This window comes from Fumia xinanensis, from assembly GCF_014384905.1.
GTDB classification, from domain to species: Bacteria; Bacillota; Clostridia; order Oscillospirales; family Ruminococcaceae; genus Fumia; species Fumia xinanensis.
Genome location: NZ_JACRSV010000004.1, coordinates 137,764 through 163,364, shown reverse-complemented (window position 1 = coordinate 163,364; position 25,601 = coordinate 137,764). Strand labels below are relative to the sequence as shown.

Here is a 25,601-nt window from a genome sequence, read left to right as displayed (position 1 = left end):
TGAGGAAAAACTCCACAGGCTCTTTCTTTATCCCAAAAAAGCAAAAGGAGGAACGACAATGCGAGATGGACGGCCCAATCCAGATATATGGGGGAATATTCTTACCTGTATTGAAATTGCAGAAGGAATTTATGAAATCGTCGGCAGTCGGAAAAGAGGGCTGGAACTGCCAAAAGAATTGGCAGAAGAAATCCTGCCCGAATCAGTGATAAATGGAGCTGAAACGGACGGAGAATCCGTCTGTTTTACCGACGATGTATCCAATGCCTTAGTTGCGGACACTTTACTAGAACAAGAACTTATAACTGATTCAAAAGAAATATCCCGGCTGGAAGCGCTGCGTCAGCTCAATGAACCGGAATACAGCACTGGATTTGAACCCCCAATTTCAGACATAGAGCTGGAAGGGCTCGAACTTGAATGAGGTGATAAGTATTTGAGACTGACATATATCTGCTCTCCTTTACGCGGAGACGATACTCACGGGAAAAGTATTGAACAAAATATCAGAAAGGCGGAGGAATACTGCGCCTACGCCGCTTCCTGCGGCGTTGTTCCACTTGCCCCGCACACCATCTTTACAAAATACCTGGATGATGAAAAGCCAGAACAGCGGGAACAAGGGCTGAAAATGGGGCTTGAACTGCTAAAACACTGCGATGAAATATGGGTGATGGGAAGTACGGTATCTACAGGTATGTACGGTGAAATTGCACTTGCCGAAAAACTGGATATGCCCCGCCTGTATGTACCCGATGAGTATGTGCAGGCGGGGTATAAAATACGGCAGAACGACACCGCCTTTTCATATGAAGATTGTATCCCTGAAAGTGAAAAGATGAATTATGAAAATCAAATTCTGGTTTTAAAACCGGAGGCATACGGTCAGTGGTCTAAAATCACAGCGGACGATTCCCTTTGGCTTGCCAGAACCGGATTGGGTTGTACCTTTGGCGCCCGCGGACAAGCTGTTTATGCCGAAAATCTGCTATCCGGTAGATACGTTCAGTGGGAGCGTTCGGACTTTTATGGTGTCGTTGACCCATTGCGGCTGTTCTCATGGACCTGCGACAAGCCGATTATAAGTCAACGGGTCGAAGAAATCCTACAAAGTATGGAATCTATCCTGTCTGAACGGGAAAATGCTGGAGAATTAGAGGCGGAGCTATGAAGATCAAACAGAAATTGTTAGTCTGTGCCCTTATTTTTCTGGGAGGCTGTGTGCTCAACCTATTTTTTTCTACTGCACTTCACGGCTTACTCTCCCATACTTCTCCCCGCCTCATCTTCCAGCCGGTGGGATATTGTCTAAAAAGCCTGGTAACGAACAAACAGCACTTTTTACTGTTTCTCTGTATCCAAGGTTTTTTTCTGATTCTCGCCGTCCTGTTTTTTACCACCAATTTGTATCCCTATCAATCTGATTTGGAGGAAATCACGCCGGATATTCAAACGCCCCGCGCTGTCGGACAGTATCAGCACGGTTCGGCCCGGTGGCTCACCGATACTGAAAAAGACAGGGCATTTCACAGTTTTATCCTCGATCCGCACGACAAATTTGTAAAATCCCTGATTGACAGCGGATATGAGGATATTGACTTTCTAAAACACCAGAAGGAGGATGAATAGACATGGATCGCTGCGACTCCTATATCAATTATCTCAACCGCAATATTCTTCCGTTTATCGACTATGAGAGGCTTCAGCAGTCTTATGATACAGAAGATAAAAGCTATGCAAAATTAGTGTTAAATACGCTGCATGAAGCGGCCGTGAAAGAATACGGTTCCGACTGCCTTAAATGCCGCGGGGAATTGGAATATGCTATACTTCCCGGTATCATCCGCAGTTTGGGGACGGGAAGGATCTGCCTTGCACTGCTCGGAATTGATTTGCAATCGTCCGGTGAACATTGTGAGACACACTTTCTCACAAAGTATGGGGTGGCAATACAAGGGTATATTGAAGATGAAGAAATACTGGCATATATGCAGAAAATGTACAGTGGAGAGTATACTTACGCCTATACTCCGACGGTTATAGGGGATATCCATCTGGATAAAAACAATCTGCCGGAAGCAATCAAAGACTTTTTTTCCGATTTTCAAAATCATACAGACGCCTTGATACAAGCTGTAATAGACGAGGAAGCTGAGGGAGCGAATGAGGATGATTTGGAACTTTAACCATTCAGCCTTTAAAAAGGAATCCAATGTAAACACCCTTAATTTAAAAAAGGGCGGTATTGTTATCGGTATGAGACGGGAGGGAGATAACGAACGAATCTATTATGTCGAAGAAGATTCCCACCTTTTGTGCATTGGAGCGACGCGAAGCGGAAAGTCCCGGTGCCTTGTGCTCCCGTCGATATGCACCCTCGGTCTCGCTGGTGAAAGTATCTGCGTCTCCGACCCGAAAGCAGAGCTCTATCACTATACCGCCGATTTTCTAAAAAAACTCGGCTACGAGGTGCTTTGCCTCGACTTTAAAACGCCCGCCAAAAGTATGCGGTATAATCTGTTACAGCCTGTTATCGACGCTGTTAACGAAGGAGATACCGACCGGGCGGAAATGATGGCCTGGGATTTAACCACCAATCTGGTCGGAGAGGCAAAAGGGGAAAAAATCTGGACAAACGGCGAGTGTTCCATCATTGCCGCCGCAATCCTTTGCGTGGTCTGCGATAACCAAAAAAGGCCGGAACTACAAAACATGACGAATGTGTACTGGTTTATCTCGGAGATGTGCAAATCAATTGGAGGCAAAATGCCGATTCTCGAATATGTAAAAAAACTGCCCAATTCCCACCCGGCCAGAGCACTGCTTTCCATTTCCGACGTAGCCCCTTCGAGGACAAGGGGAAGTTTCTATACCTCTGCCCTCACAACCCTGCGCCTGTTCACCTCAAAATCCATTTACGCCATCACCCATAAAAGCGACTTTTCCCTCGCAGACATGGGCAGTAAAAAGCAGGCCCTCTTTATTATCCTGCCGGATGAAAAGACCACTTTCTACCCCATTGCCAGCCTGATTGTCAGCCAGCAGTATGAGCTTTTAGCCGAAGCGGCAGACCGTCGCGGCGGACGGCTCAAACAACGGACAAACTTTTTGCTGGACGAGTTTGGCAATTTTACGCCGATTTCTGACATGAGCAACAAACTGACCGTTGCCGCAGGACGCGGGATACGGTATTCCCTGTACATCCAAAGTTTCAGCCAGCTTAAGCAAAAATACGACGATAACATTGCCGATACGATTAAAGCAAACTGCCAAACCTGGGTGTACCTGCAGGCCGACGACCCGGAAACGCTGCGGGAAATTTCCGACAAACTCGGCTCTTACACCACCTCCAGTTATCAGTTGTCGGCAAATCACGCAAAGTTCACCATGCCCTCATCCTCTCACAGCATTTCCCTGTCGGAACGCAAGCTGCTGACTACCGATGAAGTCCGACGGGTCAAGCGCCCCTATCAAATCGTCACCAGCCGGAATCAACCGGCAATGATGATCGCCCCAGACCTGTCAAAGTGGTATTTTAACAAAATGCTCGGCCTGGGGGACGAGGAACACAACCGCCGTGTCCGGGAGGAACGGGAAAATAAACGTCCCATTGTCACCGACACTAACCAGGAAATCATGTTGTGGAACATTTGGGTCTACTATCAAAAGGATATTATGCGCCGTTTGGTACAGCAAAAGAGTGCAGGCGGCGGGTTCCCTTTTCCTGCGGATGACGATTAACACGGATAACGAAAATTTCAAGATATGGAGGTATTTTATGAAGGGAAAACGCAAAGATGTCTATTTAAAACTGAAATGGTGCTGGAAAAAAGCAAGTGTTGGATTATCAACACTTGCTTTTTTTATTATGACAGCTACGCCTGTCATGGCAGAAGGAAATATAGAAAACAGTGAAATTGTCGTAGGCACAAAAAATCTGATTAACGATGTCACTAACTGGCTAATGGTCCTAGCGCCAGTTATCGCTGGACTTTTGATTATCTATTTCTGTATCCGGCGAAGCGCAGCCGATGAAGTGGACCAAAAGAAGTGGAACAACCGCATTGTGGTGGCAATCGTGTCCTGTATTGGTGCGGTACTGGGCAGCGCCACCCTTAATTTGATTCTCGGCTACTACTCCTAATTGGGAGCCATTTTTTTCTTTTACAGATAAAACGGAATTTCCGTTTTTCTGAATAAATCAATTTTATAAGGAGGAGTTTGTCAATGGAAAATTTCATTCGCAAAGCAAGAGGAAAGGCTATTAGGGCAGTATGCGCCGTCAGGGGAAGGACGCAAACACTATCCCTTCACGATTTTTGTACACGCGCCAAAAGTGCAGTGCAGAATCGTGAAGGACAGGGTACGCTTGACGTAGCCATAACGGTGCTCATCAGTATCGTTTTGGGAGCGTTGATTCTCGGCGGCCTTTATCTGCTCGTCGATAGTACCGTACTCCCAACGATTACACAGAAAATCCAGGAGATGTTTAATTACAAAGGTTAAGGGAAAGCAGGGCGGGGCATTTTTATTGCTACCGCCCTTATTCATTTAAGCAAAGAAAGGGATAATTCAGATGAAAATTACCGTTGAAATTTCAAAACTGTTTACCGGCCGTACTGACAACTTAAAAGCCGCTTCCAACATTATTTTAGAGGATGGGGACGGCGAACGTCTCATCATTAAAAACGTCCGTGTTGTCAAAGGGGAACATGGCCTGTTTATGAGCTTACCCAGCCGCCGTAATGTGAATGGCGAATACAAGGAAATGTGTTACCCGTTATCCGCCACATTGCGCAAACGGATGAGTGAAGCTGTATTATCGGCTTATGATTATGAACTGCAAAAGACTGCCGAAAACCCGGACGATATTCCCTCTGCCTAATAACAATATTTTTTGGGGGGACAGAATCTGTCCTCTCTCTGAAAGGGGGTGCGTAATCGTTTGGCTATCATACTGACAATCTTGATAGTGGCAATTTTAAACGGATGCCTTGCCTTTGTCGATCAAATGCTAGATGCGATTGTGCCGCTGTCCCTGTATGCCGAAGAATATATGAAAATGGTTTCCGGGGTACAGATGTTCCGGGATATTTACAATGTAATATTCGGTTTTGGGATTTCCCTCATTATCCTGAAATTTCTCAAAAAAGGATTTGAAACCTATGTGCTGTGGTCGGACGGGGACGCTGATGAAGAACCACTTTCCCTGTTGATTAATTTTTTTAAGGCTCTAGCCGTCGCAATTTCATTTCCTACCCTGTACGGATGGTTGGCAGGAATCATTTCAGAAATGACAACAAAATTGATGAATACAATCGGCGATCTCACATCGGCGGGCTGGGAAGCTTGGGTAGCTGGTATTTCTACTTTGGGGCTCGTCACCGCTATTTTTGCTCTCATATTTATGATAACATTCTTTATTTTGTATTTTCAATTTCTTATGCGTGGCCTTGAAAATATGATTTTACGTGTAGGTATGCCCCTCGCCTGCGTTGGGCTAATCGACAACGACAAAGGCGTATTCAGGCCGTATTTGCAAAAATTCTTTCAATCTATGCTGGCTGTGTTAATCCAAATTTGCCTTTCTAAGTTAGGAGTTGGGCTGATGCTCAACATGCACGTATTCTGGGGTGTCGCCTGTATGATTTTAGCAGTGAAAACGCCGAGATTCTTGCAGGATTTTCTTATCACCACGGGAAGCGGAGGCGGCGGAACCATCGTCAACAATGTATACCATTCCGTGCGGTTAGTGCAAATGCTGAGAAAAGGAGGTTAGGGTTGTCATGAAAGTTATGTCGGATTGGAAATGTACCGGACAACCTTAGTAAGAGGTGAACCTATATGGTAACAATGGACGATATATCAACAGTTATCATCATGCTGGTGCGAATCGGCGCCGTCGCCCGATTCATTTATTGCATGGTGCGGCTACAGGGTGCCGAGGAAGAAGCGGCGCAGTATAAGAAGCGGGCAAAAAACACTGTACTTTTCTACATCATTGCCGAAAGCATTTGGCAAATCAAGGATATTATCCTGTATTATTATCAATAAGAATTTGCCTAAAGTAGACATTTTAGAGAAAGGAAAGGGATGATAGATGGACGAAAAATTGTACATCCCAATGGGCGTAAAACCCGAAGCGGAATTTTTTCGCGGATTTGGGAAAAAGCAAATGGCACAAGCGTCCGTTGGCTCGCTGGCCTGCGGGATAATCGCCTGCCTGTTGTGGTTTATTACCCACAGCATATCAACAACCACAATTGCTGTACTTACGGGGATTGCAGGGAGTATCATGATGACTGCAAAAGATCAAAGCAATTTATCTGTTGTAGATCAACTGCGCAATATGGTCCGGTTTGCACGGTCGCAAAAGGTGTATTCCTATGAGTATGGCGACGAATGGGCAATGGGAGGGAATAAATGGCGCCTGCAATAACCTTCCTGGATTTCTTTTCGGGCATCGGCGGCTTTCGCAAAGGGTTTGAACTCTGCGGCATGACTTGCCGCGGACATTGTGAAATTGACAAGTATGCCGACCGCAGTTACCGCGCCATTTTTGACATAAAGGAGGACGAGTGGTATCAAAACGACATTACCAAAGTCAGCGCAACAGACCTGCCAAGAGTTAATCTGTGGTCTGCCGGATTCCCATGTCAGGACATTTCTGTCAGCGGCTGTCAAAGAGGGCTTGCCGGAGAACGAAGCGGCCTCTTTTTTGAGCTTATTAGGCTCCTCAAAGGCAAAAATTCCGAAGATAGACCCGAATGGCTGGTCCTTGAAAATGTTAAAAATCTGCTTTTTATCAATCAGGGATGGGATTTTACCCTCGTTCTCAGTTCACTGGCCGCACTCGGCTATCATATCGAGTACGGACTTCTCAATTCAAAGTTCCACGGCGTACCACAAAACAGAGAACGGGTCTATCTTGTCGCTTACCGACATTTTGGAGTCTGTGACGGACGAAAAGTATTTCCTGTCCAGTGCGGCGACAGCGAAACTCTTATTCGGCTCATAGATGGTAAACAGGGACAGCGGGTATACGATCCCCACGGGATTAGCTGTACCCTTACCTCGGAAGGCGGAGGATTCGGCGGAAATGCAGGGCTGTATTTTATTGATTTATGCAACGGAAATCCGAAATTGACCGATACGGCCCGTTGTATTATGGCGCGATACGATGGCTGTGCAACCAACCGGAACTGCGAATCCTCCGGGGTATTCATAAGAAACTGTACCGTTTCAGACTGTAGCGATTGCCCCCAAAAAATCAAGGTAAATAACGGCACCAAACAGGGCTATGTGGAAGCCGGATGCGGCGACGGCGTGGTTCTTTCTTTCCCAGAAAGCAAAACCCGGCGCGGGCGAGTAGGACATGGCACAGCTCAAACGTTGGATACTTCCTGCAATCAAGGAACAGTTTTCGCCGGATGCGGACGAATCCGCCGCCTGACTCCCCGCGAGTGTTGGCGGCTGCAAGGCTTTTCTGATGAGATGTTTGACAAGGCTGCCGCTGTCAATTCAGACAGCCAGCTTTACCGGCAGGCGGGCAACAGCGTGACAATTCCCGTTGTGTACACAGTCGGGAAAAGAATTGCAGCGATACAAAATGAACTCGATGCTGAAAGAGAGGGAGAGATTTTATGATTGGATTTTTTATCGGTCTGTTCCTCGGTGGGTTTGTGGGCGTATCAATAATGGCGCTCCTTCAGGTCAACCGGGGTTACAACATTAAACTGGAGGACAAACATGAATGAAACATTACACACGATAGAAGTTGACCGGTGGAGTGAACCGGATGAAATGCATGAGGTAAAACATCTCGGCATGATAAAAGCGGATGACGCTTTCAACCAGCTTTACACCCATCTGCAAGCAAAGGACATGCTGCCGGACGAATATTTTGAGTTTTCTTATGGCAGTTATGTGGATGCCGAGGATGAATTGCCGGAATATATCCATGCAGTCTGTCAGACGGATTTTGGCGAGAGTGAAGGAATCTATTTGGACATTTTGCTAGAAATAGAAAACGGACAACAAATCAGATTTGCAGCCGGTAAAATGCTGAGCAATGATGCAGACGCCTTTTTCCGTATGTCGCGGATTGCCGCAGAATGCACCCTTATGCTTAACGGGCGTGGGAAAACATTTACAAAACACAATGTAGAAGCTGTATTTACACCGGAAGAAAGCTTAACTCTTGGCAAAGTCTTAGAAAAAATGCTCTGTGAGTACAACGAGCCGGAGGAAAAAGTTATGCTTAACCGGCTTTTGGAAAAAGTCTTTCCATTTGACGACCGGTATGGTACGCAGGAAAACAACAGTGAAATAGAATGGTAACAATGCTGATAATAAAAGGGATTCTATTTGCTTCCCTTCTGCTTTTCGCCGCAGTTTGGGATATGCAAAAAAGGGAGATTCCAAATCTGATTCCGGTTTTTCTGCTGAGCTGCGGCCTTTTGGGAATATCGGCATCAACGTTTTTTCCTCACCTATTTGGTCTTTTATTCACCACCCTTCCATATTTTTTAGCTTCGGTATTGATACGTCGGGAGGAGGGTTTTGCAATAGGCGGCGGAGATATAAAGCTAATGGCAGGCTGCGGCTTTGTCATGGGCATATGGGGAGGTATCCTTCAAAACATCCTCTCCCTTATCTTTGCCCTGTTGTCCGGTGTTGTTCTTTCAAAAGTAAAAAAAGTAAAGTTTCGTAAACTGCGGATACCGCTTGCACCATATTTCTGTGCAGGCGGTATTCTTGCATATTGGGCGGTGTATGCCGCTTAAAAAACACAGGAGGTAACAAGTCTTGAATAAGAAAATATTTCAAAATCGTATGCTGATCGGCATCATCTGTATTGTGTTATCCCTTATCGTCTGTTTCGGCATTACGCCGTTGTTCAATTCCTCATTGAAGGCGCAGACTGAAATTGTCCGGGTAAAAGCCGACATTTCCCGTGGAGACAGGATTGACGAATCCATGATCGAAACAGTAACAGTGGGTGCCCACAACCTTCCGTCCGATGTTGTGAAAAATAAGGAGGAAGCAGTCGGCCAATACGCCGAATACGACCTGATCCCCGGTGACTATATCTTGTCAGATAAACTGTCCACCGAACCTCTGACCGAATTTGAATACCTGACAAAACTGGATGGCCAGAGGATCGCTGTCTCCGTTACCATCCCTTCCTTCGCGGCCGGCCTGTCCGGTAAGCTGGAAGCCGGGGACATAATTTCCCTTATCTCGGTAGATAAAGATACGGGTATTACCGAGACGCCTCCTGAACTGCGCTATGTCGAAGTCCTTGCAGCGACGGCAAGCACGGGGGCGGATAAGTCATATGAAGAATCAAAAATGAGTGAAGAAGAAAATCCAGAGCAAAATCTACCTGCGACATTGACCCTGCTTGTTAACATGGAACAGGCCGAATTGCTTGCCAACATTGAAAATAGCAAAACCTTCCACGCTGCCCTCATCTACCGAGGAAGCCGGGAAAACGCCGAAAAGTTTTTATCGGCACAGGAGCAGTATTTTGCGGACGGCGGCGAAAATACCGAACAGAATGGAGAGGATAGCAATGCAGAGTAAGCAAAAACAAATGCTTGCCGTATGGGGCAGCCCCGGCAGCGGCAAAACCGTGACAGCTTTAAAAATCGCCGCCGAATTGGCAAAGGGAAAAAAGAATGTGGCAGTAGTTTTCTGCGACGCCGTAGCCCCGCCCCTCCCCACTGTCATACGGACGAAAAAATCTGCGGACGGTTCATTGGGCGCGGCACTTTCTTTTCCTGTCATCTCTCAGGAAATCGCAATGAAAAACCTCATTGCATCGGAGCAGAATCCATATGTGTCCTTTATAGGATATGCAGCTGGGGAAAATGCCTACACCTATGCTGGATATATCAAAGAGCGCGCCGTAGACATGCTGGTGCTGCTTCGGCATATTGCCGATCATGTCATTGTGGATTGTTCTTCGGTATTAAACGATAATGTGCTGTCTACCGCCGCTTTGGAAGTTGCCGACAATGTACTGAGGCTTTGCCCCTGTGATTTAAAAGGCCTCTCCTACTATATGTCCTATCTTCCTTTAATCGGGGACAGGAAATTCAAGACTGATAAGCACATCCGGGTTTTGACAAATCCCCACCCCTATCAGGGCGGCAGAGAATACGAAAACGCCTATGGAGGCGTATCTTTCTGCCTGCCGTATCTGCCGTCTATCGAGGAACAGGCTGTAACTCAAAATCTGCTGGCTCCCCTTTCCGGCAAGGAAGGAAAGGCCTATGAAAGTATGATTTCCGCAATCACGCGGGAGGTGTTTGACAGTGACCAATAATATGGATTTATTTTTTGACACCGGGAGCAACAAAAAGGAGTTTTCTGAAGTCCTTTCTGAAGTGCAGGAATACCTTGCCAACAAATACGCCGCCCTCATTACCAATAACCCGGAGGAACAGCGCCGTCAGATTACCGCGTATATTGCAAAATATATCTCGGATTACCGTCTGGGCGTCGAAGGGATGACACAGGATGAGCTTATCGAGTGCCTATACTCTGAAATGGCCGAATTTTCGTTCTTAACCAAATATCTCTACAACAACGAAGTGGAAGAAATCAATATCAATTCCTGGAGAGATATTAAAATCACCTATAGCGATGGGCGTGTCGCACAAGCGGATGAAAAATTCCAGTCGCCGCAGCACGCCGTTGACGTGATACGCCGCCTTTTGCACAAATCGGGGATGATACTCGACCAGTCACAGCCGGGGGTAGTCGGGCATTTATCCAATAAAATCCGCATTACTGCCCTCGGCACACCGCTGACCGACGGAGAAAAAGGAGTCGCCGCGTCCATTCGCTTGATTAATCCCAAAAAGCTGTCCCGTGATGATTTTGTGCAATACGGGACGGCAACCGGCGAAATGCTGGATTTTCTTTCGGCTATTCTCCGTTATGGCCTTTCTATCTGTGTGACCGGTTCCACCGGCAGCGGAAAAACCACGCTGATGAGTTGGATACTATCTACTCTGCCAAATACCAAACGGCTCTTTACCATCGAAAACGATTGCCGGGAGTTTGACCTTGTGCGGGAGGATGAAAACGGCAATGTGGTTAACAACGTAGTGCATACCGTCACCCGTTATTCCGAAGATCCCCGACAGAATATCGACCAGGAAAAACTATTGGAATTTGCTTTGACTTGTGACCCAGATATCCTCTGCGTAAGCGAGATGAAATCTGCCGAGGCGTTTGCAGCCCAGGAAGCAGCCCGCACCGGACACGCCGTTATTACCACGACGCACGCCAATTCCTGCGCCGCCACCTATTACCGTATGGTAACGCTCTGTACCCAAAAATATGATATGGGAGACAAAACCCTCTACAATCTCGTCACCGAAGCGTTCCCGGTTATTGTATATGTGAAAAAACTAGAGGATAATTCCCGCAGGGTCATGGAGATTACTGAGTGCGAAATCCTGCCGGATGGAACGCGGCAGATTCACACCCTTTATCGCTACCATATATCCGAAACAGCCGTCACAGACGGCAAAATCCAAATCAAGGGTGAATTTCAGCGTGTCAACGCCATTTCAAAATCCCTACAAAAAAGATTGTTGGAAAACGGTATGCCGTTAAATCTGTTGGAAGAAATATCTGGCAGAAAGGAGGAAGCAGAATAGATGTCGATTCTCATTGTCCTTGCCTTTATCGGTTTTCTCGCGGGCATCTTCCTGTTACTTGATATGTCCCCTTTTGAGTTCCTTACAAACCTGACGCAATCTTTTGCGGTTCGGCATAAATCTCTCGCCAGGCAGATTAAAGAAATACGTCACCCAAAAGAACCAAAAGGAATTAAAAAAACGCTGCGTGAGGTAAAAGAAACGCTGGAATTGATGGGTAAAAGCGGACAGTTTGCCGCCCTTTGCACCCTGTCCTTTTTCCTGTTGATCGTAGGTTGCCTATTTTGCATCTTAATCCAAAATTACTTTATGCTCCCTATCCTTGCCGTTGGGATGGCGCTGCTGCCGTTTTGGTATATCATCTTCACTTCTCACAATTACAAGAAAATGATAAATAACGAGGTGGAAACGGCACTGTCGGTCATTACCACCTCCTATCTGCGCTCGGAAAGCATTATCACGGCTGTGGCGGAAAATATCGACTATCTACACCCGCCCGTATCCGATGTGTTTCGCTCTTTTTTAGCGGAAACCAGCGTCATCACCACCGACGTGAAACAGGCACTTTTAAGCCTAAAACCAAAGCTCCAAAACGCTGTTTTTTGGGAATGGATTGACGCAGCTGTTGCCTGTCAGGACGACAAGACGCTAAAAAGCACGCTGACGCCAATAGTGGAAAAACTTTCCGATATGCGGATTGTTTCTGCGGAATTGGATTACCTCATGTATGAACCGTTAAAAGAGTTTATTACAATGGCACTATTACTGGTCGGTAATATCCCTCTGCTCTATTTCCTGAACAGGGATTGGTATCTTACCCTTGTGACGACAGGCGTTGGCAAAGCGATTCTGGCGGTGTGCGTTTTGACGCTGTTCATTTCTTTTGCCGCCGTAATCCGTCTGACAAGGCCAGTGGAGTATAAGCGTTGATTCTGTTTGCTTGTCCCACAACGAAATAAAATATAGTATATATAGGATTGAGGTGAACACCTTTTGACCATAATTATCTTGTGCTTCGGAGTTTTATTTGGCTTCGGGGCCTTTTTTATTGCGGCGGCTGTCTTACAGCTTCCAACCAGCGCGGGGACAAGGGCAGTTATGGCCGTCCGCAGCCAGCAAAAACGGCGAACCAAAAGCCTTGATGCGATTGTATTCGATATAGCATCGAAGGTATCAGCGCTGATTCGGCTGTCCGATTTCAAGAAACGAAAAATGGAAGCGACTTTAAAATCAGCGGGCATCGCCATGACACCGGAGACATATATCGCCACAGCGTGGGTAAAGGCGGGACTGACAGCTCTATTTATCATCCCCACACTACTGGTTTTCCCACTACTTTCCCCTGTCATTGCATTTCTGGCAATTACCATCTATTTCAGGGAAATCAAGCGGCCAGAGGAAATAGTCAGACAAAAACGTGAGGCAATAGAAACTGAACTGCCCCGTTTTGTCAGCACGATTATGCAGGAATTAAAGGCTTCCCGTGATGTACTCAATATTTTGAAAAACTATCAGCAAAATGCTGGGACTGCGTTAAAGCAGGAACTGGAAATCACAGTAGCAGATATGGTTTCAGGTAATGAGGAATCCGCACTGATGCGCTTCGAAACGCGGATTGGCAGCACTATGCTTTCTGATATTGTCCGCGGACTGATTGCCGTTAAGCGCGGCGATAACGGCATTGTCTACTTTCAAATGCTTGGTATGACATTTAAACAGTTAGAGATTCAAAAACTAAAACTGGAAGCGATGAAAAAGCCCTCAAAAATGAAAAAGTATTCCTTTTTCCTGCTCGGTTGTTTCCTGCTGATGTATCTAGGAATACTGGGCTATGAAGTGATGAACGCCTTTGGCAAGATGTTTTAGGGGGTGCTTATGACAAAGCTTTTTAAAAACAAACGGGGCGAAGGCTTTGTAGACGTATGCGTCCTAGTTCTTGCTGTCGTTCTGGTAATCGCCTTAGTCGTCAAAGTCATGCCGGTATTTATTGCAAAACAGAGCCTTGACACCTATGCAGCCGAGCTGGTACGGACCGCCGAAATCGCCGGATGCGTAGGCTCTGCGACCACATTAAAGAACAATTCCCTAAAAAAAGAAATGGGCCTAAATCCAGATGTCGATTGGAGTAGAACGGGAAACATTCAGCTTGGGCAGGAGGTGACAGTCACGCTGACCTATCAGATGAATATCGGGTTATTCGGAAATTTTGCATCCTTCCCGATTACTCTGAGCGCAAAAGCGACTGGAACCAGTGAGGTGTACCACAAATGATGAAGATACGAAAGTTTTTAAAAGACAAATCTGGAAGTGGAGGGCCCTTGATTTTGGCCATTGTATTGGGATGTATCCTACTGTCTACAGTGATGTTTGAAAACGCAAGGCTGATGATTGTCGCGCAAGGAATCCGTGACGCGGTGCAGTCCGCCGTCATCGACGTGGCAACACAAAATTGGGACGAAGCTTATGCTGGACTGCGGGAGGGATATTCAGGCGGGTATCAGCTATCAGAAAATGAGTGGTATCGCAATATCACAAACGGAAATATCTATGGACGGCTGCAAAAGGTTTTGGCATTGCAATACGAAAACGGCCAGTATGTGAAATACGCGGGAGAGAATGTAGAATACCGGTTATCCGATCTCACAGTCGATGTATCAAACGCCCCTCTTGCACCGTCAAACCCAAATGGGATTTCACAGCTTACTGCAACTGGAACAATCACTGTGGCCGTGCCATTGTCCTTTGGCTTTGGACATCTGCCAGACATGAAAATTACGATGCGTTTTCAATCGGTATATATCCCCAAATTTTGATTTTTGGAGGGTATGCCCTGGGAAATACAAAAAAAGCGTAAAATATTTAGGCGCTTTGGCCGCTAGACGCAAAACGAATACGTATGGTATATTATTAACAGAAGCATTATCCAATTTGTATAAAAATCTTTATCAAGGAGGTTTGATACTATGACAAAGAAAAAGGCCCTGTTATTTGGCGGTGGTGCTATTGTACTTGTCCTGCTAGTAACGCTAATCGTTATTTTGACTGCCGGTTCAAAAACGCCGGATATACTCGTAAATACAGAATCTACAGATTCCGGTTTAACAGTAAACGATGTATCTGATGTAACATCGGACAATAACGTAAGTATGGTTGATTTACCCAATGTAGAAGATACCGGTACAGAATCTTCGGAATCAGACGCCATACTCGATCCTGAAAAGGGTGGTAGTGTAGAAGTCAATCTTTCTGAAATAGAAAAAGAAGCGACCCCGCCTCCCAAACCGCAGGTAAAGGATGAAAGTCAACTGACCAATCCAAATCAAGAACCTTCCTATGCGGAAGAAGATACTAAAATCAATCCCGACAGTAACACACCGCAAAACGGTGAGAAAAAGAACGGCATGATTTACATTGATGGCTTTGGTTGGATTAAGGATGAAGGCGGCGGTACAGTTGAAAAAAGTTTTGATTCAGATGGGGATATAAACAAGCAAGTTGGAAATATGGGGAACTAAATATATAGCTAAAAAGGAGTACGGTGGACAAGCCGTACTCCTTTTTTATATCCCAATAGATACCTATTTTAGATAGGAGGGTTTTCTCTTGAAGCGATTTTTCGCTTTTATTCTTTCACTTACCCTTGGCCTATTCCTGTTTCCCATTACCGTTTTTGCGGATACCGGGGGCAGCGGTAATATAGATGGTGGCGGTGGGGATATGGGACAAGGTACGTCGAAAAACTCGTGGTCTCCCGGCATGGACGGGGTACGCATAACGGTTATCAACAGTGAAACGCAACAACCAGCCTGTACACCATTTGATCTGACCAGTAAATCTCCTACTGTCAGCTTACATTTCGGAAAGGTAAGCAAGATACAATACAGAGGCGGTACTTTTCTTTCTCCGACTATGGGACAATACCTTTATGAGAAGCCTGCCATTACAATGCCGCGTATCATCAGCGACAATGGTAACGTAAATATTCAAGAAATTAAAAGGTATTTTTGTTCTGAATACGTTGTAAAAGGTATTGCAAATAGTACTGGCATATCCTATGAAGAAATGATAAGCGGTAAATACAAGCTCTTTTTAGAGCCAATTGCCTATTTTAAATACGATGGCATACAAGTTGCCATGACCGCCCATGAAGCGGCTCTATACGACAACCAGGTGGGCGGAAAGCTGCGAACGGCCATGACTTCCCTCACCCACAAGAATCTGCCTCTATCTATGTATCTGGAATATGCGGATTTGAATTTTCCGGCTTATTCAGGAGCGACGAATCGGACGGTTTCAAACGATACCATCATTTCCTATCTTGGCATGGGAATTGTATGGTTTACCGATCCCCCCGAAGCGCCGGAGGAAACAGGATATGACTATGAGTACAGAATCAACACCGACGTTATCACCCCCGTCACCTTATCTGCGTCGGATGAAATCAACCCTGATAATCCGGCGCGTGTTACTTTTTCTATAAATGGCAGCACCTATACAATGGGAAACATTGTAATACCGGAAGGAGAAAGTCAGCTTGCATGGGTACAATGGCATACTCCTTCCACTCCACAGGATATTACCATCTCTGTCAGCACCTCAAAGGGGACATTAAGCCAAACTACTATTAAAGCCAAAGTTGTAGACTTGTCTGGAAAGGACCCGCCCGACCCTAAAGCTACCGATGTTCGAGGAAATTGGTCATCAAATGCAGTACCATATCGGCCGGAAAAAACTTCTGCGTCCTGGTATGTATGGTCTGCTAAATGGCACCCCTATTGGGTATGGATTTCTAACTGGCGATATTATACCAATGGAATTAACGGATATTGGGTAGACGAAGGTTGGTGGGAAGATCGGGGCTGGTACGATTTTACCCGCAACCATTACTCCGCTTCTCTCAACGCATCTATGAACCTGTCACCCGATACGCAATCTCCTACTGCCAGCGGGAAAACCATGAAATCCGGTTACGGGGTTCAAAATCTCACTGTCGCTACTGTCAACACGGCGGCGCCGTCTTTTCATTACACCAATGCGCAGACAGCCATATCCTATTTCCCGGAATTTAACTATGAAACCTATTGGCGATTGCTGAAGTGTACCGCCAGCGGCAAGACGGCAAGATTTGAGTTTGCGGACAATATCTACAGCACCTATAACCACCCTGTACACTTCTCGCCTATTTGGTTTCCAGACGGAACCTATCGTGTCAATACCTATGTCTGCGACATCTGGACGCCAGCAGGTATGCTCTCGGCCAACTTAACTGATTCTGTCAGTATCTCCGGGAATTTATATGATGACTGGCATATCGCGCCGGGTAGTTAGGGAGTAAGAATAAACAATTACTTTTCATGGAAAGGAAAACGGATGGAGCTTATTGGTAAAATGCTTACCATGATTGAAAACGTACACAATGGGGTTGACGTTTACAAGTTCGGAAAATAAAAGAAGATAATAACACAACAGAAACCCGCACTTTAAAAAGTGCGGGTTTTTAATATAAAAAGGAAGGTGAAATATTGTTATTACCAGTTATAATGCTCTGCGTATGCGCACTGCTTGGCGGTGGGGCACTTATTTATATCAAGCTTTCAAAGAAAAAAAAGGCGGCAGCCCCAAATATCAATCCCGCCGCAGTGACAGCCAATGAATTTGTGAATGTAAAAGACATCCGGGGGAATTTCCTCTATACGCGCGACGGTCTTATAATGGCTTATCTCCGTGTGATGCCCATCAGCATCGACTTATTTTCTAAAAGTGAGAAAAAACAGATTGTCCGGCAGCTTACCGCTAATATGTCCAGTGTCGGGTATTCGTTTCAGTTGTTGGCTGTATCTCGTCCGGTGGATATTTCTCCGCTATTGTCGGAACTTTCCGATACCCTGACAAACTGTGGAGATGTAAAGCAAAAGGAGCTACTGAGGCAGGAAATCCTAGAAATGTCTACCTTTGCACTCTCCGGTGACGTGGTAGAAAGGCAATTCTATCTGCTCATATGGGATAAATCAGAAGAAGGGGTTGAACGCGGCCTTCTGCAAAAGCTCAAATATTTGGAAGGATACTTTTTGGATGTAGGAATACAGACCGAAATTTTGGAACAGCAGGAAATCGTCCGCCTATGCAATCTCATTAACAATCCTGCCTATGTTCATTTGGAGGACTCGGATTTTTCACCCTCTATCCCCCTGTTAGTGAGGGACAAATAGTAAAGAAACGGAGGTATCCGCTTGATGAAACTGACAAAACCGCAAAAGGACTTTATTCCCATGAATGAGGCACTTCTAAACGTGATTACTCCAATGGGGCTTGAAATAAAGAAAAACAGTCTGGTCATTGGCGAAAATACAGGTAAGGTATATGGGATTATCCGATACCCGCAGAAGGTGGACTACGGCTGGCTCTCTAAAATCACAAATATCCCGTCTACTATTGTATCAGTGGGCATTAAGCCCATCGATAACGGCGCATTAATTAGTGCCATTTCAAAGAGTATCATCCAAAACCGTGGGACGGCTGAGAGTGCCAAAGATCCGCTGACTCGACAAAGGGCAGAAAAGGCCGCTGAGGACGGAGAACGCATTATGCTTCAAATCGATCAGGAAGGAGAAACAGTTGCGTTGATGAGTGTCACAATCATGCCAGTGGCACAGGACGAAAAGCAATTTAATAAAATCTGTCGCCGTGTGGAATCTGTACTAAATGTACAGAAGTGCAAAGCCCGAACCCTTTCCAACTTGCAGAGAGAAGGATTTCAAAGCATTTCGCCCTCTTATCCCGCTAACAACACGATTGACAATATCACATCCCGAATTATCCCCATGTCAACCTTTGTCGGTGGATTCCCTTTTTCCTCGAATGGCTACAGTGACGGCAATGGTTACTATTTTGGAAAAGATTCTAGCGGAGGCCTGGTAATTGTCGATACTTGGAAACGCGGGAATGACAGAACCAACAGCAACATGGTAGTTACCGGCGTGGCGGGAGTGGGGAAATCTACTGCGGTTAAGCATCTCCTTTTATCTGAGTTTATGAAAGGGACAAAGTTAATTATTATCGATCCAGAATCCGAATACAAAGACCTCTGCCATAACTTAAACGGAGACTGGATTAACGCTGGCGGAGGCTCTAACGGCATGATGAATCCCCTGCAAATTCGTCCTGCGCCCCGCGATGATGAAGGGGAAATGGATAAGCTGTATCAGGATGAGGGAAATAGTATGTCTGATGATGGCCAAACCCATCTCTCTGAGATGGCTTGTCATATTAAAACCCTGGATATCTTCTTTCAGCTTTATCTTCCAAGTCTGACCGATATGCAGAAAGCGACGCTGAAACAATCGGTAATTGAGTTGTATAACCAGTTCGGCATCTTTTGGGATACCGACGTATCCAAGCTCAGAGATGAGGACTTCCCTATTTTCTCAGATTTGTATGCACTGATTGAGAAAAAGGCGAAAGCGGAAAAGACGCGAATGGTCTACCGCGATCTGGCTCTGCTGCTGAACGATATTGCAAACGGCAGCGACAGTTTTTTGTGGAACGGACATACGACCATCCAAACACATTCCCGTTGCATCTGCCTTGACACCCATTCCCTCCAAAATACCAATGACAATATTAAGCGGACGCAGTATTTTAATCTGTTGACCTGGTGCTTTGAGCAGATGTCCAAAGATCGAACGGAACGTGTGCTGTTAATCTGTGACGAAGCGTATTTGATGATTGACCCCAATGTCCCCCAATCTCTTGTGTTTCTGCGGAACGTAGAAAAACGTGCGCGAAAATATGAATCCGGGCTGGTTATCATATCCCATTCCGTTGTAGACTTTTTATCACCGGAAATTAAGATGTATGGGCAGGCGCTTTTAGATATTCCCGCCATTAAAATCCTGATGGGCTGTGACGGAAAAAATTTGCAGGAAACACAGGAGTTATATAACCTGACCGAAGCAGAAGTGGAACTGCTGGAGAGTAAGAAACGAGGTCACGCGCTGCTGGTACTCGGTTCCAAAAGGCTACACATTCATTTTGAAATTCCAGGGTATAAATTTGGGTATATGGGAACCGCGGGAGGTAGATAAAATGAGGGTTCATATCTCAAACGTTTCCATTCCCCAGGAGGTGATATTTTTATGGCAATAGACCCTGCTACTGCCAAAGTATTGGTACAGGCGGCTACTAAAATCATTACGGATAAAGATACCCGGAACAAACTACTATACATCATCCTGATCGCTATATCTTGTGGAGTTGTTGTATTACTTACCCCAATATATATTTTAACCCAGCCATTTGAAATGCTAAGTTTTGCATTTGAATCGCCGGAGGAAGCCGCATTGATTGAACAGTACAAAAAAGAAAATGACGATAAGGTTTTGATATTCGGCTCTGATTTGATTACAGATGGGAAGTATCCCCTGCCAGTCAAGGATGCCAGAATATCTAGCCCGTTTGGTTCACGTACTGACCCGATTACGGGAAAACCCTCCTTTCATACCGGCACCGACTTTGCAGCCGCTTGGTGTTCCCCAATATATGCTGTTGCAGATGGCGTCGTAGTGAAGGCTAATACCAACAAAAGCAGTTATGGAAATTATCTGATGATTCAGCACACCGGGACATATACAAAAGATGATGGTACAACAGAAACTGAAACCTTTTACGCTATTTATGCTCATATGCACGAACTGTATCTGTTTGAAGGTCAATCGGTCATGCAGGGGGCTGTCATTGGATTAGTGGGCGGCGATCCCGACCGGGATACAAATCCTGGAGACAGTACCGGCCCTCATCTGCATTTTGAAATTCGAGAAAACATGTCCGGGCCTGCAATCAGTCCCGATGGATTTATCTTTTCAAGTTCCGATTCAGGACAATTAAAATCTGAAAACAGGAAAGGTGACAGCTAGTGAATGACAAAAAGAAACTGATCGAACTATTTGTTTACATTGCGATTATCATTATAGGATGCATTCTTTTAATTACATCGGGCAAGAAAGATACAGCCAATAAAATGATGGATATGGGGGGGAATACCAGTGTTGCTGTACTTGACGAGTAGCGGAAAATCTTCTCTGGTGGACGCTGCGGCGAACAAAATGGAATTGAATGTCAAAAAGCTAATAGGTAAATTCAACCTGAAAAGTATTGTCGCAAAAGACATGCGAAATTATACTGCCGCCAAATTCTTTGTAGTGGATGCTTCATGCTGCGAGGAAACTCCAGAGGAATTTTGTGTGGCGCTTCAATCCTTTCAGATGATGTTTAGTACCCGTATTATTGTAATTCTTTCCGGTTGTGAGGAAGAAGAAAACTACTTATCTTGCCTATTAACCTGCGGGATCACAAATATTATTATCGCAGATACTCCTGATGCTGTAACAGATGAACTTGTGGAATGCTTGTCCGAACAAGGGATGCAGAGATATATCCGTCAGTATGGCTCTGTGGAGGAAGAAATAACGGTTCCGTCCTCTTCTGAGAAAGTATTGGAAGAAGAAATCCATAGATATGAATGGAACGCGGACAACGTAAAAATTGCGGTTGCCGGTTCGCAGCATCGGTGTGGAACGACTATGACCGCCTTCAATATGGCGTGCTGGCTTTCTGCCCGCGGCGCAGAGGTAGCGTTGGTAGAAATGAACACCAATCGGCATCTGCACTTTATTCTAAACGTCTACGAAGCGGTAAAGGAGAAGGAACACTACACGATTGATGAAATAGATTACTATCTGACGGATGAGCTTGACCAAAACTACAACTTCATCATATATGATTGTGGTGTATTGGATGCCTTGTCACCTATCTTCCGAGACGCCGACAAGCGGATACTGTGCGGCTCGGCGCTCCCATATGAACTATCTACATTCAGTAAGGCGGTGTCTCTGTGCGGAAATCTTCCGGTAGAAAAAATAGGGGTATGTGTTCCCGATGAAATGAAGGATTACTGTGTTTCGGTGTTCGGAAAAGATTTGCAGTTTGCGGAGAGTTCTCATAGTCTATTTTCTGCTAATGCTAATGGTGGGATTTATATGAGGATTGTAAAGGGAAGCATTAAGAGTGGATAAAATAAAGTACGTTTTAATCGAGTTTAGAGACTCACAGATATCTTTAAAAAAGAAAAAGCCATAGACATGGCGATCGATACTACGTTCCAATTTACCTACTGAACCGCCTGTAACAAAATCAAGAGTACGACTATCGAAAGTACTCTGAAAAACATTTTTGAATTTTTGTTTAATCTGACCGCCACGATAACACGGGAAAGGGCAAAGTTATGAAATTCTATACCATCTTCTGGGAGAGCAACGTATAGAAGGCTATCCAGGTGGTAATAATGACCACAATCGCACTCACAAAGAACAATTCAACGTCATGTAGTAGTGGATACAATATACGTGATCTCATCAAAAGATGGGACACCCAGTGATAGAGAATCTCCCCCAAATTAAGACAACGCCTGAACAGACGAAGAGACAGAACGATGACTCAAAAGCTTTTGCGCGGAGTTATATCATAGCATCGAAGGGAAGGCATCACAGAGGACTTAATTTGCTACCTGAATAGGCCAGAATATGAAGAATACTCCAGCAAATTTGCGGAAAGAGAAATCTCCAAAAGCGATGATAGTAGAGCCCAAAATTTAGAACAATTTGAAAATGACAAACAGGCAGATTATGATGGCATATAAGATATTGGTATTTTCGCCGAATATTTTTCACAGGACAGCTAGATTTATTTGTGATAACCCTCCAGTGTGGTATTTCTTATAATCAGTAATAAGAACTGCTTAATTTTATACCTGTTCCTTCTTTTTATTGGCACTCTGATTTTTCTTTATAACCTTTTGGGATATATCCACAATATTATTAACAGAAAAACCATAATACTCATATAATTGACTGCCAGGAGCAGATTTGCCAAAATCGGATAGTCCAATTATTGCACCATCTAACCCGACATATTTATACCATGAGTCTGTAGCAGAAGCCTCTATAGCTACTCGACTTCTAACAGCCTTTGGTAAGATTTTATCCTTGTATACTTGATCCTGTTTTTCAAATATCTCCATGGAAGGCATACTCACTAATCGTACATCAATATTCTTTTCTCGCAATTCTTCACACGCTTTCAACGCCAAGGCTACTTCAGAACCAGTTGCAATTAAAATAATTTCCGGATTTGTTGCCTGCGAATCTATCAGAATATAGCCCCCTTTTAATGCCTCCTTGCTAGTTGAATTCAACTGAGGTAAGTCCTGCCTAGACAGAATCAACGATACTGGAGCATCTCGATTTGTAAGTGCATAATACCAACCCGCCGCTGTCTCCATAGCATCTGCAGGTCTAAAGACAATCATATTAGGAAGTGCTCTCAGCATCGCTAACTGCTCAATTGGCTCATGTGTCGCTCCGTCCTCTCCCACACAAATGCTATCGTGAGTTAGTACATATGTCAATGGTAAATGCATGAGAGCCGAAAGCCGCATTATCGGCTTCATATAATCGCAAAAGACTAAAAAGCAGGAAACGTAGCAATATAAACCTCCATGTAACAGTATTCCATTTCCAATAGCGGCCATACTTAATTCTCTAATACCGAAATGGAAATTTCTACCGCTATAGTCCTCCGCACTAAAATCACCTTTATCTGTCATATACGTCTTAGTAGAGGGGCCAACGTCTGCAGCACCGCCCACAAAATTAGGTAATACATCTTTAATTATGTTTATAATTTTTCCAGAAGATGTACGGGTGGCTTCTGCATTAGAAGGTGTTGCCCAAAAGTCGGGATTACCAAGTAAAATTTGAGAATCAGCATCGGAATAAAATTGCTTAAGTAATTTTGTTTCTTCCGGATAGGCATAAGCATACTTCTCCATGAGTTTGTTCCATAAATCTTCTTTTTTGGCCCCCTTAATTGCAAGCTTTTTATAATGAGCGTATACAGAAGGCGGTACAAAAAATGGTTCCTCATCATCCCATTCTAAAGCTCTTCGTGTCTCCTTGATATTATCCAATCCGATAGGGTCACCATGTATACTAGAAGTACCCTGTTTAGCAGGACAACCATATCCAATAATACTATTTACAATAATTAATGAAGGATGCTCCTTATCCAGCTTGGCTTTCTCAATTGCCTCGCTAATCTCTTCAAGATTATTGGCATCTGATACTCTTAGAATTTGAAAGCCCATAGCTTTATATTTGCTAGCGACATCCTCTCTAAATGCAATAGAAGTATCTCCTTCTATTGTAATATGATTTGAGTCATATAAAATAATTAGCTTGCCCAATTTCCATGTACCTGCCAACGAAGCCGCTTCAGAAGATATTCCTTCCATAAAACAGCCATCTCCAGCTATAACATATGTATAATGATCAAAAATCTGATAATCTACTCTGTTAAATTTAGCAGCTAAATGGGCCTCAGCAGCTGCCATACCAACGGCAGTTGCCAAACCAGCGCCCAACGGCCCAGTGGTGGTTTCCACTCCGACAGTATGGCCATATTCAGGATGTCCAGGAGTCTTCGAATCCATAGAACGAAAATTTTTTATATCATCAATAGAAAGTCCGTAATTAAATAAATGTAAAAGTGAATATAACAACATAGAGCCGTGACCACCAGACAAAACAAAACGATCACGATTGATCCAACGAGGGTTTTCCGGATTATGATTCATGTGATTGGCCCATAGTTCATATGCCATTGGGGCTGCACCTAGCGGAAGGCCTGTATGGCCAGAGTTAGCCTTCTGCACAGCATCAATAGTCAAAATACGGATAGCATTTATACATTTTTTATCAATATTTTTCATTATCATTTAAGGCTCCTTTATAAAAATCATCGCATCTTTATAATAATTTAAATATGAAATACTGTCAATAACTTGAATTAATTGTTTGCTTATAATTCATTTATAAGTTTTAAGCCTATTTGCAAGGTACTTTCATTGTCTAAAATCTAGCTGGAGTATTCCTGAGACTAGTAAAAATTATCATTCTTAATATATAAATTATTTATCTAACAGCATATACCAATTTATCAATATATTGCTCTAAATATAAAGTTTGATAATATCTATTAAATGGTATGAATATAAGTCCAACAAAATAAATTTCCAGTTTTTCTATATTTTCCAAATTTAAAGGGTCAGCTTAAAGCTTATCGTATTTTGCATGAAGTAAATCGGCAAATAAATTCTGACTTTCCTTTTTGATAGGCCGGATAGTAATATCTGATATGTTTGATCTTTCCGACTGATTTAAAACCATTTCAACCGTATAAGCCACATCATCTGGATCGAGTGCCAAACTCAAATCATAATCATTATATTCAGGACCAAATAAATTCGTATTAACTAGTCCCGGACGAATAGAACAAACTTTTATCTCATATTTTTTTAGTTCATTCCATAATACTTGTGAAAATCCAGAAAGGCCAAATTTAGATGCAGCATAGGCAGTACAGTATTCAATACCTTTAATTGCAGAGATTGATTCAATATTGATAATTTGCCCCCGACATTTTTCAATCATATCCTGAATAACCATTTTTGTTAAAATAATTGTACCAATTAAGTTGATACGAATTATTCTTTCGAGCATAATTGAATTAACAGCTGTTACAGGACCAAATTCTGCAATGCCTGCACAATTAATGATAACTTCAGGGGTATCAAATTCTTTCTTGATTTTTAAATATGTCTTTTCGATATGATGAATGTCCTCTAGATCCAAATAATATGCGGCTACTTTTTCTTTATTCTGGTAACATAAGTTCTTCATAGCATTAATATTTCGTCCCAATAAGACAATAAATAGATTCTCTTGCTTGAGAAGTGTTCTTAATATACTCTGTCCAATACCACCGGTTGATCCCGTTAAAATAATAATCTTTTTCATGTAAACACATTCT

The 25,601-nt window shown here is 44.1% G+C and carries 31 protein-coding genes; 29 read left to right on the top strand and 2 right to left on the bottom strand.

Annotated features, from left to right (window positions below; all coding sequences use genetic code 11):
* Positions 1–58: 58 nt before the first annotated feature.
* From H8710_RS11915 to H8710_RS11775, 29 genes are all read left to right on the top strand, one after another.
* On the top strand, positions 59–424 hold the full coding sequence (locus tag H8710_RS11915; protein WP_249296038.1) for a hypothetical protein: 366 nt from the start codon (positions 59–61) through the stop codon (positions 422–424).
* A 12-nt stretch (positions 425–436) separates the two neighbouring features.
* On the top strand, positions 437–1,171 hold the full coding sequence (locus H8710_RS11910) for a DUF7768 domain-containing protein (protein WP_249296036.1): 735 nt from the start codon (positions 437–439) through the stop codon (positions 1,169–1,171).
* The gene (locus tag H8710_RS11905) at positions 1,168–1,629 is read left to right on the top strand and encodes a TRAG family protein (protein ID WP_249296034.1); all 462 of its coding nucleotides are present in this window, start codon (positions 1,168–1,170) and stop codon (positions 1,627–1,629) included. The genes H8710_RS11910 and H8710_RS11905 overlap by 4 nt, the downstream gene beginning before the upstream one ends.
* A 2-nt stretch (positions 1,630–1,631) precedes the next feature.
* The gene (locus H8710_RS11900; RefSeq protein WP_249296032.1) at positions 1,632–2,186 is read left to right on the top strand and encodes a hypothetical protein; all 555 of its coding nucleotides are present in this window, start codon (positions 1,632–1,634) and stop codon (positions 2,184–2,186) included.
* Positions 2,170–3,741 (top strand): VirD4-like conjugal transfer protein, CD1115 family, encoded by a 1,572-nt coding sequence (locus H8710_RS11895; protein ID WP_249296130.1) that lies wholly within the window; start codon positions 2,170–2,172, stop codon positions 3,739–3,741. Before H8710_RS11900 ends, H8710_RS11895 begins: the two co-directional genes overlap by 17 nt.
* A 37-nt stretch (positions 3,742–3,778) precedes the next feature.
* Positions 3,779–4,144, top strand: a complete 366-nt coding sequence (locus tag H8710_RS11890) for an Mbov_0395 family pilin-like conjugal transfer protein (RefSeq protein ID WP_249296030.1) — start codon at positions 3,779–3,781, stop codon at positions 4,142–4,144.
* A gap of 83 nt (positions 4,145–4,227) precedes the next feature.
* Positions 4,228–4,506: a DUF6133 family protein gene (locus H8710_RS11885; protein WP_249296028.1), complete on the top strand. Its 279-nt coding sequence runs from the start codon at positions 4,228–4,230 to the stop codon at positions 4,504–4,506.
* Between the two features lie 70 nt (positions 4,507–4,576).
* Positions 4,577–4,885 (top strand): SpoVG family protein, encoded by a 309-nt coding sequence (locus tag H8710_RS11880; RefSeq protein ID WP_249296027.1) that lies wholly within the window; start codon positions 4,577–4,579, stop codon positions 4,883–4,885.
* Positions 4,886–4,945: 60 nt separating this feature from the next.
* Positions 4,946–5,779 carry a conjugal transfer protein TrbL family protein gene (locus H8710_RS11875; RefSeq protein WP_249296025.1) on the top strand — a complete coding sequence of 278 codons (834 nt, stop codon included), beginning with the start codon at positions 4,946–4,948 and terminating at the stop codon, positions 5,777–5,779.
* Between the two features lie 65 nt (positions 5,780–5,844).
* The gene (locus H8710_RS11870; RefSeq protein WP_249296023.1) at positions 5,845–6,054 is read left to right on the top strand and encodes a mercury transporter; all 210 of its coding nucleotides are present in this window, start codon (positions 5,845–5,847) and stop codon (positions 6,052–6,054) included.
* 46 nt (positions 6,055–6,100) lie between these two features.
* Complete coding sequence (locus H8710_RS11865; protein WP_249296021.1) at positions 6,101–6,439, top strand: hypothetical protein; 339 nt, start codon at positions 6,101–6,103, stop codon at positions 6,437–6,439.
* Entirely contained in the window at positions 6,424–7,647 is a 1,224-nt protein-coding gene (dcm, locus tag H8710_RS11860; RefSeq protein ID WP_249296019.1) for a DNA (cytosine-5-)-methyltransferase, read from the top strand. Before H8710_RS11865 ends, dcm begins: the two co-directional genes overlap by 16 nt.
* A complete protein-coding gene (locus H8710_RS11855; protein ID WP_249296017.1) occupies positions 7,644–7,757 on the top strand; it encodes a DUF3789 domain-containing protein in 114 nt (37 codons plus the stop codon). Before dcm ends, H8710_RS11855 begins: the two co-directional genes overlap by 4 nt.
* Positions 7,750–8,340, top strand: coding sequence for a hypothetical protein (locus H8710_RS11850; RefSeq protein WP_249296015.1), 591 nt, complete (start codon positions 7,750–7,752; stop codon positions 8,338–8,340). Before H8710_RS11855 ends, H8710_RS11850 begins: the two co-directional genes overlap by 8 nt.
* Positions 8,334–8,786 (top strand): prepilin peptidase, encoded by a 453-nt coding sequence (locus tag H8710_RS11845; RefSeq protein ID WP_346727114.1) that lies wholly within the window; start codon positions 8,334–8,336, stop codon positions 8,784–8,786. The genes H8710_RS11850 and H8710_RS11845 overlap by 7 nt, the downstream gene beginning before the upstream one ends.
* Before the next feature lie 22 nt (positions 8,787–8,808).
* Positions 8,809–9,588 (top strand): Flp pilus assembly protein CpaB, encoded by a 780-nt coding sequence (cpaB, locus tag H8710_RS11840; RefSeq protein ID WP_249296013.1) that lies wholly within the window; start codon positions 8,809–8,811, stop codon positions 9,586–9,588.
* On the top strand, positions 9,578–10,333 hold the full coding sequence (locus H8710_RS11835) for a CpaE/TadZ family protein (RefSeq protein ID WP_249296011.1): 756 nt from the start codon (positions 9,578–9,580) through the stop codon (positions 10,331–10,333). Before cpaB ends, H8710_RS11835 begins: the two co-directional genes overlap by 11 nt.
* Positions 10,323–11,678 (top strand): ATPase, T2SS/T4P/T4SS family, encoded by a 1,356-nt coding sequence (locus H8710_RS11830; protein WP_249296009.1) that lies wholly within the window; start codon positions 10,323–10,325, stop codon positions 11,676–11,678. The genes H8710_RS11835 and H8710_RS11830 overlap by 11 nt, the downstream gene beginning before the upstream one ends.
* Positions 11,679–12,608, top strand: a complete 930-nt coding sequence (locus H8710_RS11825; RefSeq protein WP_249296007.1) for a type II secretion system F family protein — start codon at positions 11,679–11,681, stop codon at positions 12,606–12,608. It begins immediately after the preceding gene.
* Positions 12,609–12,671: 63 nt separating this feature from the next.
* A complete protein-coding gene (locus tag H8710_RS11820) occupies positions 12,672–13,544 on the top strand; it encodes a secretion protein F (RefSeq protein WP_249296005.1) in 873 nt (290 codons plus the stop codon).
* Positions 13,545–13,553: 9 nt separating this feature from the next.
* Entirely contained in the window at positions 13,554–13,949 is a 396-nt protein-coding gene (locus tag H8710_RS11815) for a DUF4320 family protein (RefSeq protein WP_249296003.1), read from the top strand.
* On the top strand, positions 13,946–14,491 hold the full coding sequence (locus H8710_RS11810) for a hypothetical protein (protein WP_249296001.1): 546 nt from the start codon (positions 13,946–13,948) through the stop codon (positions 14,489–14,491). Before H8710_RS11815 ends, H8710_RS11810 begins: the two co-directional genes overlap by 4 nt.
* 150 nt (positions 14,492–14,641) lie before the next feature.
* Positions 14,642–15,193: a DUF6550 family protein gene (locus H8710_RS11805; protein ID WP_249296000.1), complete on the top strand. Its 552-nt coding sequence runs from the start codon at positions 14,642–14,644 to the stop codon at positions 15,191–15,193.
* An 88-nt stretch (positions 15,194–15,281) separates the two neighbouring features.
* The gene (locus H8710_RS11800; RefSeq protein ID WP_249295998.1) at positions 15,282–17,006 is read left to right on the top strand and encodes a DUF8193 domain-containing protein; all 1,725 of its coding nucleotides are present in this window, start codon (positions 15,282–15,284) and stop codon (positions 17,004–17,006) included.
* A 194-nt stretch (positions 17,007–17,200) separates the two neighbouring features.
* Positions 17,201–17,887 carry a TraC-like domain-containing protein gene (locus H8710_RS11795; protein ID WP_249295996.1) on the top strand — a complete coding sequence of 229 codons (687 nt, stop codon included), beginning with the start codon at positions 17,201–17,203 and terminating at the stop codon, positions 17,885–17,887.
* 24 nt (positions 17,888–17,911) lie between these two features.
* On the top strand, positions 17,912–19,762 hold the full coding sequence (locus H8710_RS11790) for a VirB4 family type IV secretion system protein (RefSeq protein ID WP_249295994.1): 1,851 nt from the start codon (positions 17,912–17,914) through the stop codon (positions 19,760–19,762).
* Between the two features lie 51 nt (positions 19,763–19,813).
* Positions 19,814–20,590, top strand: a complete 777-nt coding sequence (locus H8710_RS11785) for a M23 family metallopeptidase (protein ID WP_249295992.1) — start codon at positions 19,814–19,816, stop codon at positions 20,588–20,590.
* On the top strand, positions 20,590–20,742 hold the full coding sequence (locus tag H8710_RS11780; protein WP_249295990.1) for a hypothetical protein: 153 nt from the start codon (positions 20,590–20,592) through the stop codon (positions 20,740–20,742). The genes H8710_RS11785 and H8710_RS11780 overlap by 1 nt, the downstream gene beginning before the upstream one ends.
* Positions 20,720–21,748, top strand: a complete 1,029-nt coding sequence (locus tag H8710_RS11775) for a hypothetical protein (protein ID WP_249295988.1) — start codon at positions 20,720–20,722, stop codon at positions 21,746–21,748. The genes H8710_RS11780 and H8710_RS11775 overlap by 23 nt, the downstream gene beginning before the upstream one ends.
* A 728-nt stretch (positions 21,749–22,476) precedes the next feature.
* On the opposite strand, the gene tkt is transcribed toward H8710_RS11775, so the two are convergent.
* Entirely contained in the window at positions 22,477–24,501 is a 2,025-nt protein-coding gene (gene tkt, locus H8710_RS11770) for a transketolase (RefSeq protein ID WP_249296128.1), read from the bottom strand.
* A 340-nt stretch (positions 24,502–24,841) separates the two neighbouring features.
* Positions 24,842–25,588, bottom strand: a complete 747-nt coding sequence (locus tag H8710_RS11765; RefSeq protein ID WP_249295986.1) for an SDR family oxidoreductase — start codon at positions 25,586–25,588, stop codon at positions 24,842–24,844.
* Positions 25,589–25,601: the final 13 nt, after the last annotated feature.

What these genes read in the sequence shown, in the direction of transcription:
- H8710_RS11915 (WP_249296038.1), top strand. Translation starts at nt 59, where the DNA reads ATGCGAGATGGACGGCCCAATCCAGATATATGGGGGAATATTCTTACC.
- H8710_RS11905 (WP_249296034.1), top strand. Translation starts at nt 1,168, where the DNA reads ATGAAGATCAAACAGAAATTGTTAGTCTGTGCCCTTATTTTTCTGGGA.
- H8710_RS11900 (WP_249296032.1), top strand. Translation starts at nt 1,632, where the DNA reads ATGGATCGCTGCGACTCCTATATCAATTATCTCAACCGCAATATTCTT.
- H8710_RS11895 (WP_249296130.1), top strand. Translation starts at nt 2,170, where the DNA reads ATGATTTGGAACTTTAACCATTCAGCCTTTAAAAAGGAATCCAATGTA.
- H8710_RS11890 (WP_249296030.1), top strand. Translation starts at nt 3,779, where the DNA reads ATGAAGGGAAAACGCAAAGATGTCTATTTAAAACTGAAATGGTGCTGG.
- H8710_RS11885 (WP_249296028.1), top strand. Translation starts at nt 4,228, where the DNA reads ATGGAAAATTTCATTCGCAAAGCAAGAGGAAAGGCTATTAGGGCAGTA.
- H8710_RS11880 (WP_249296027.1), top strand. Translation starts at nt 4,577, where the DNA reads ATGAAAATTACCGTTGAAATTTCAAAACTGTTTACCGGCCGTACTGAC.
- H8710_RS11870 (WP_249296023.1), top strand. Translation starts at nt 5,845, where the DNA reads ATGGTAACAATGGACGATATATCAACAGTTATCATCATGCTGGTGCGA.
- H8710_RS11865 (WP_249296021.1), top strand. Translation starts at nt 6,101, where the DNA reads ATGGACGAAAAATTGTACATCCCAATGGGCGTAAAACCCGAAGCGGAA.
- dcm (WP_249296019.1), top strand. Translation starts at nt 6,424, where the DNA reads ATGGCGCCTGCAATAACCTTCCTGGATTTCTTTTCGGGCATCGGCGGC.
- H8710_RS11855 (WP_249296017.1), top strand. Translation starts at nt 7,644, where the DNA reads ATGATTGGATTTTTTATCGGTCTGTTCCTCGGTGGGTTTGTGGGCGTA.
- H8710_RS11850 (WP_249296015.1), top strand. Translation starts at nt 7,750, where the DNA reads ATGAATGAAACATTACACACGATAGAAGTTGACCGGTGGAGTGAACCG.
- H8710_RS11845 (WP_346727114.1), top strand. Translation starts at nt 8,334, where the DNA reads ATGGTAACAATGCTGATAATAAAAGGGATTCTATTTGCTTCCCTTCTG.
- H8710_RS11835 (WP_249296011.1), top strand. Translation starts at nt 9,578, where the DNA reads ATGCAGAGTAAGCAAAAACAAATGCTTGCCGTATGGGGCAGCCCCGGC.
- H8710_RS11825 (WP_249296007.1), top strand. Translation starts at nt 11,679, where the DNA reads ATGTCGATTCTCATTGTCCTTGCCTTTATCGGTTTTCTCGCGGGCATC.
- H8710_RS11815 (WP_249296003.1), top strand. Translation starts at nt 13,554, where the DNA reads ATGACAAAGCTTTTTAAAAACAAACGGGGCGAAGGCTTTGTAGACGTA.
- H8710_RS11810 (WP_249296001.1), top strand. Translation starts at nt 13,946, where the DNA reads ATGATGAAGATACGAAAGTTTTTAAAAGACAAATCTGGAAGTGGAGGG.
- H8710_RS11805 (WP_249296000.1), top strand. Translation starts at nt 14,642, where the DNA reads ATGACAAAGAAAAAGGCCCTGTTATTTGGCGGTGGTGCTATTGTACTT.
- H8710_RS11790 (WP_249295994.1), top strand. Translation starts at nt 17,912, where the DNA reads ATGAAACTGACAAAACCGCAAAAGGACTTTATTCCCATGAATGAGGCA.
- H8710_RS11785 (WP_249295992.1), top strand. Translation starts at nt 19,814, where the DNA reads ATGGCAATAGACCCTGCTACTGCCAAAGTATTGGTACAGGCGGCTACT.
- tkt (WP_249296128.1), bottom strand. Translation starts at nt 24,501, where the DNA reads ATGAAAAATATTGATAAAAAATGTATAAATGCTATCCGTATTTTGACT.
- H8710_RS11765 (WP_249295986.1), bottom strand. Translation starts at nt 25,588, where the DNA reads ATGAAAAAGATTATTATTTTAACGGGATCAACCGGTGGTATTGGACAG.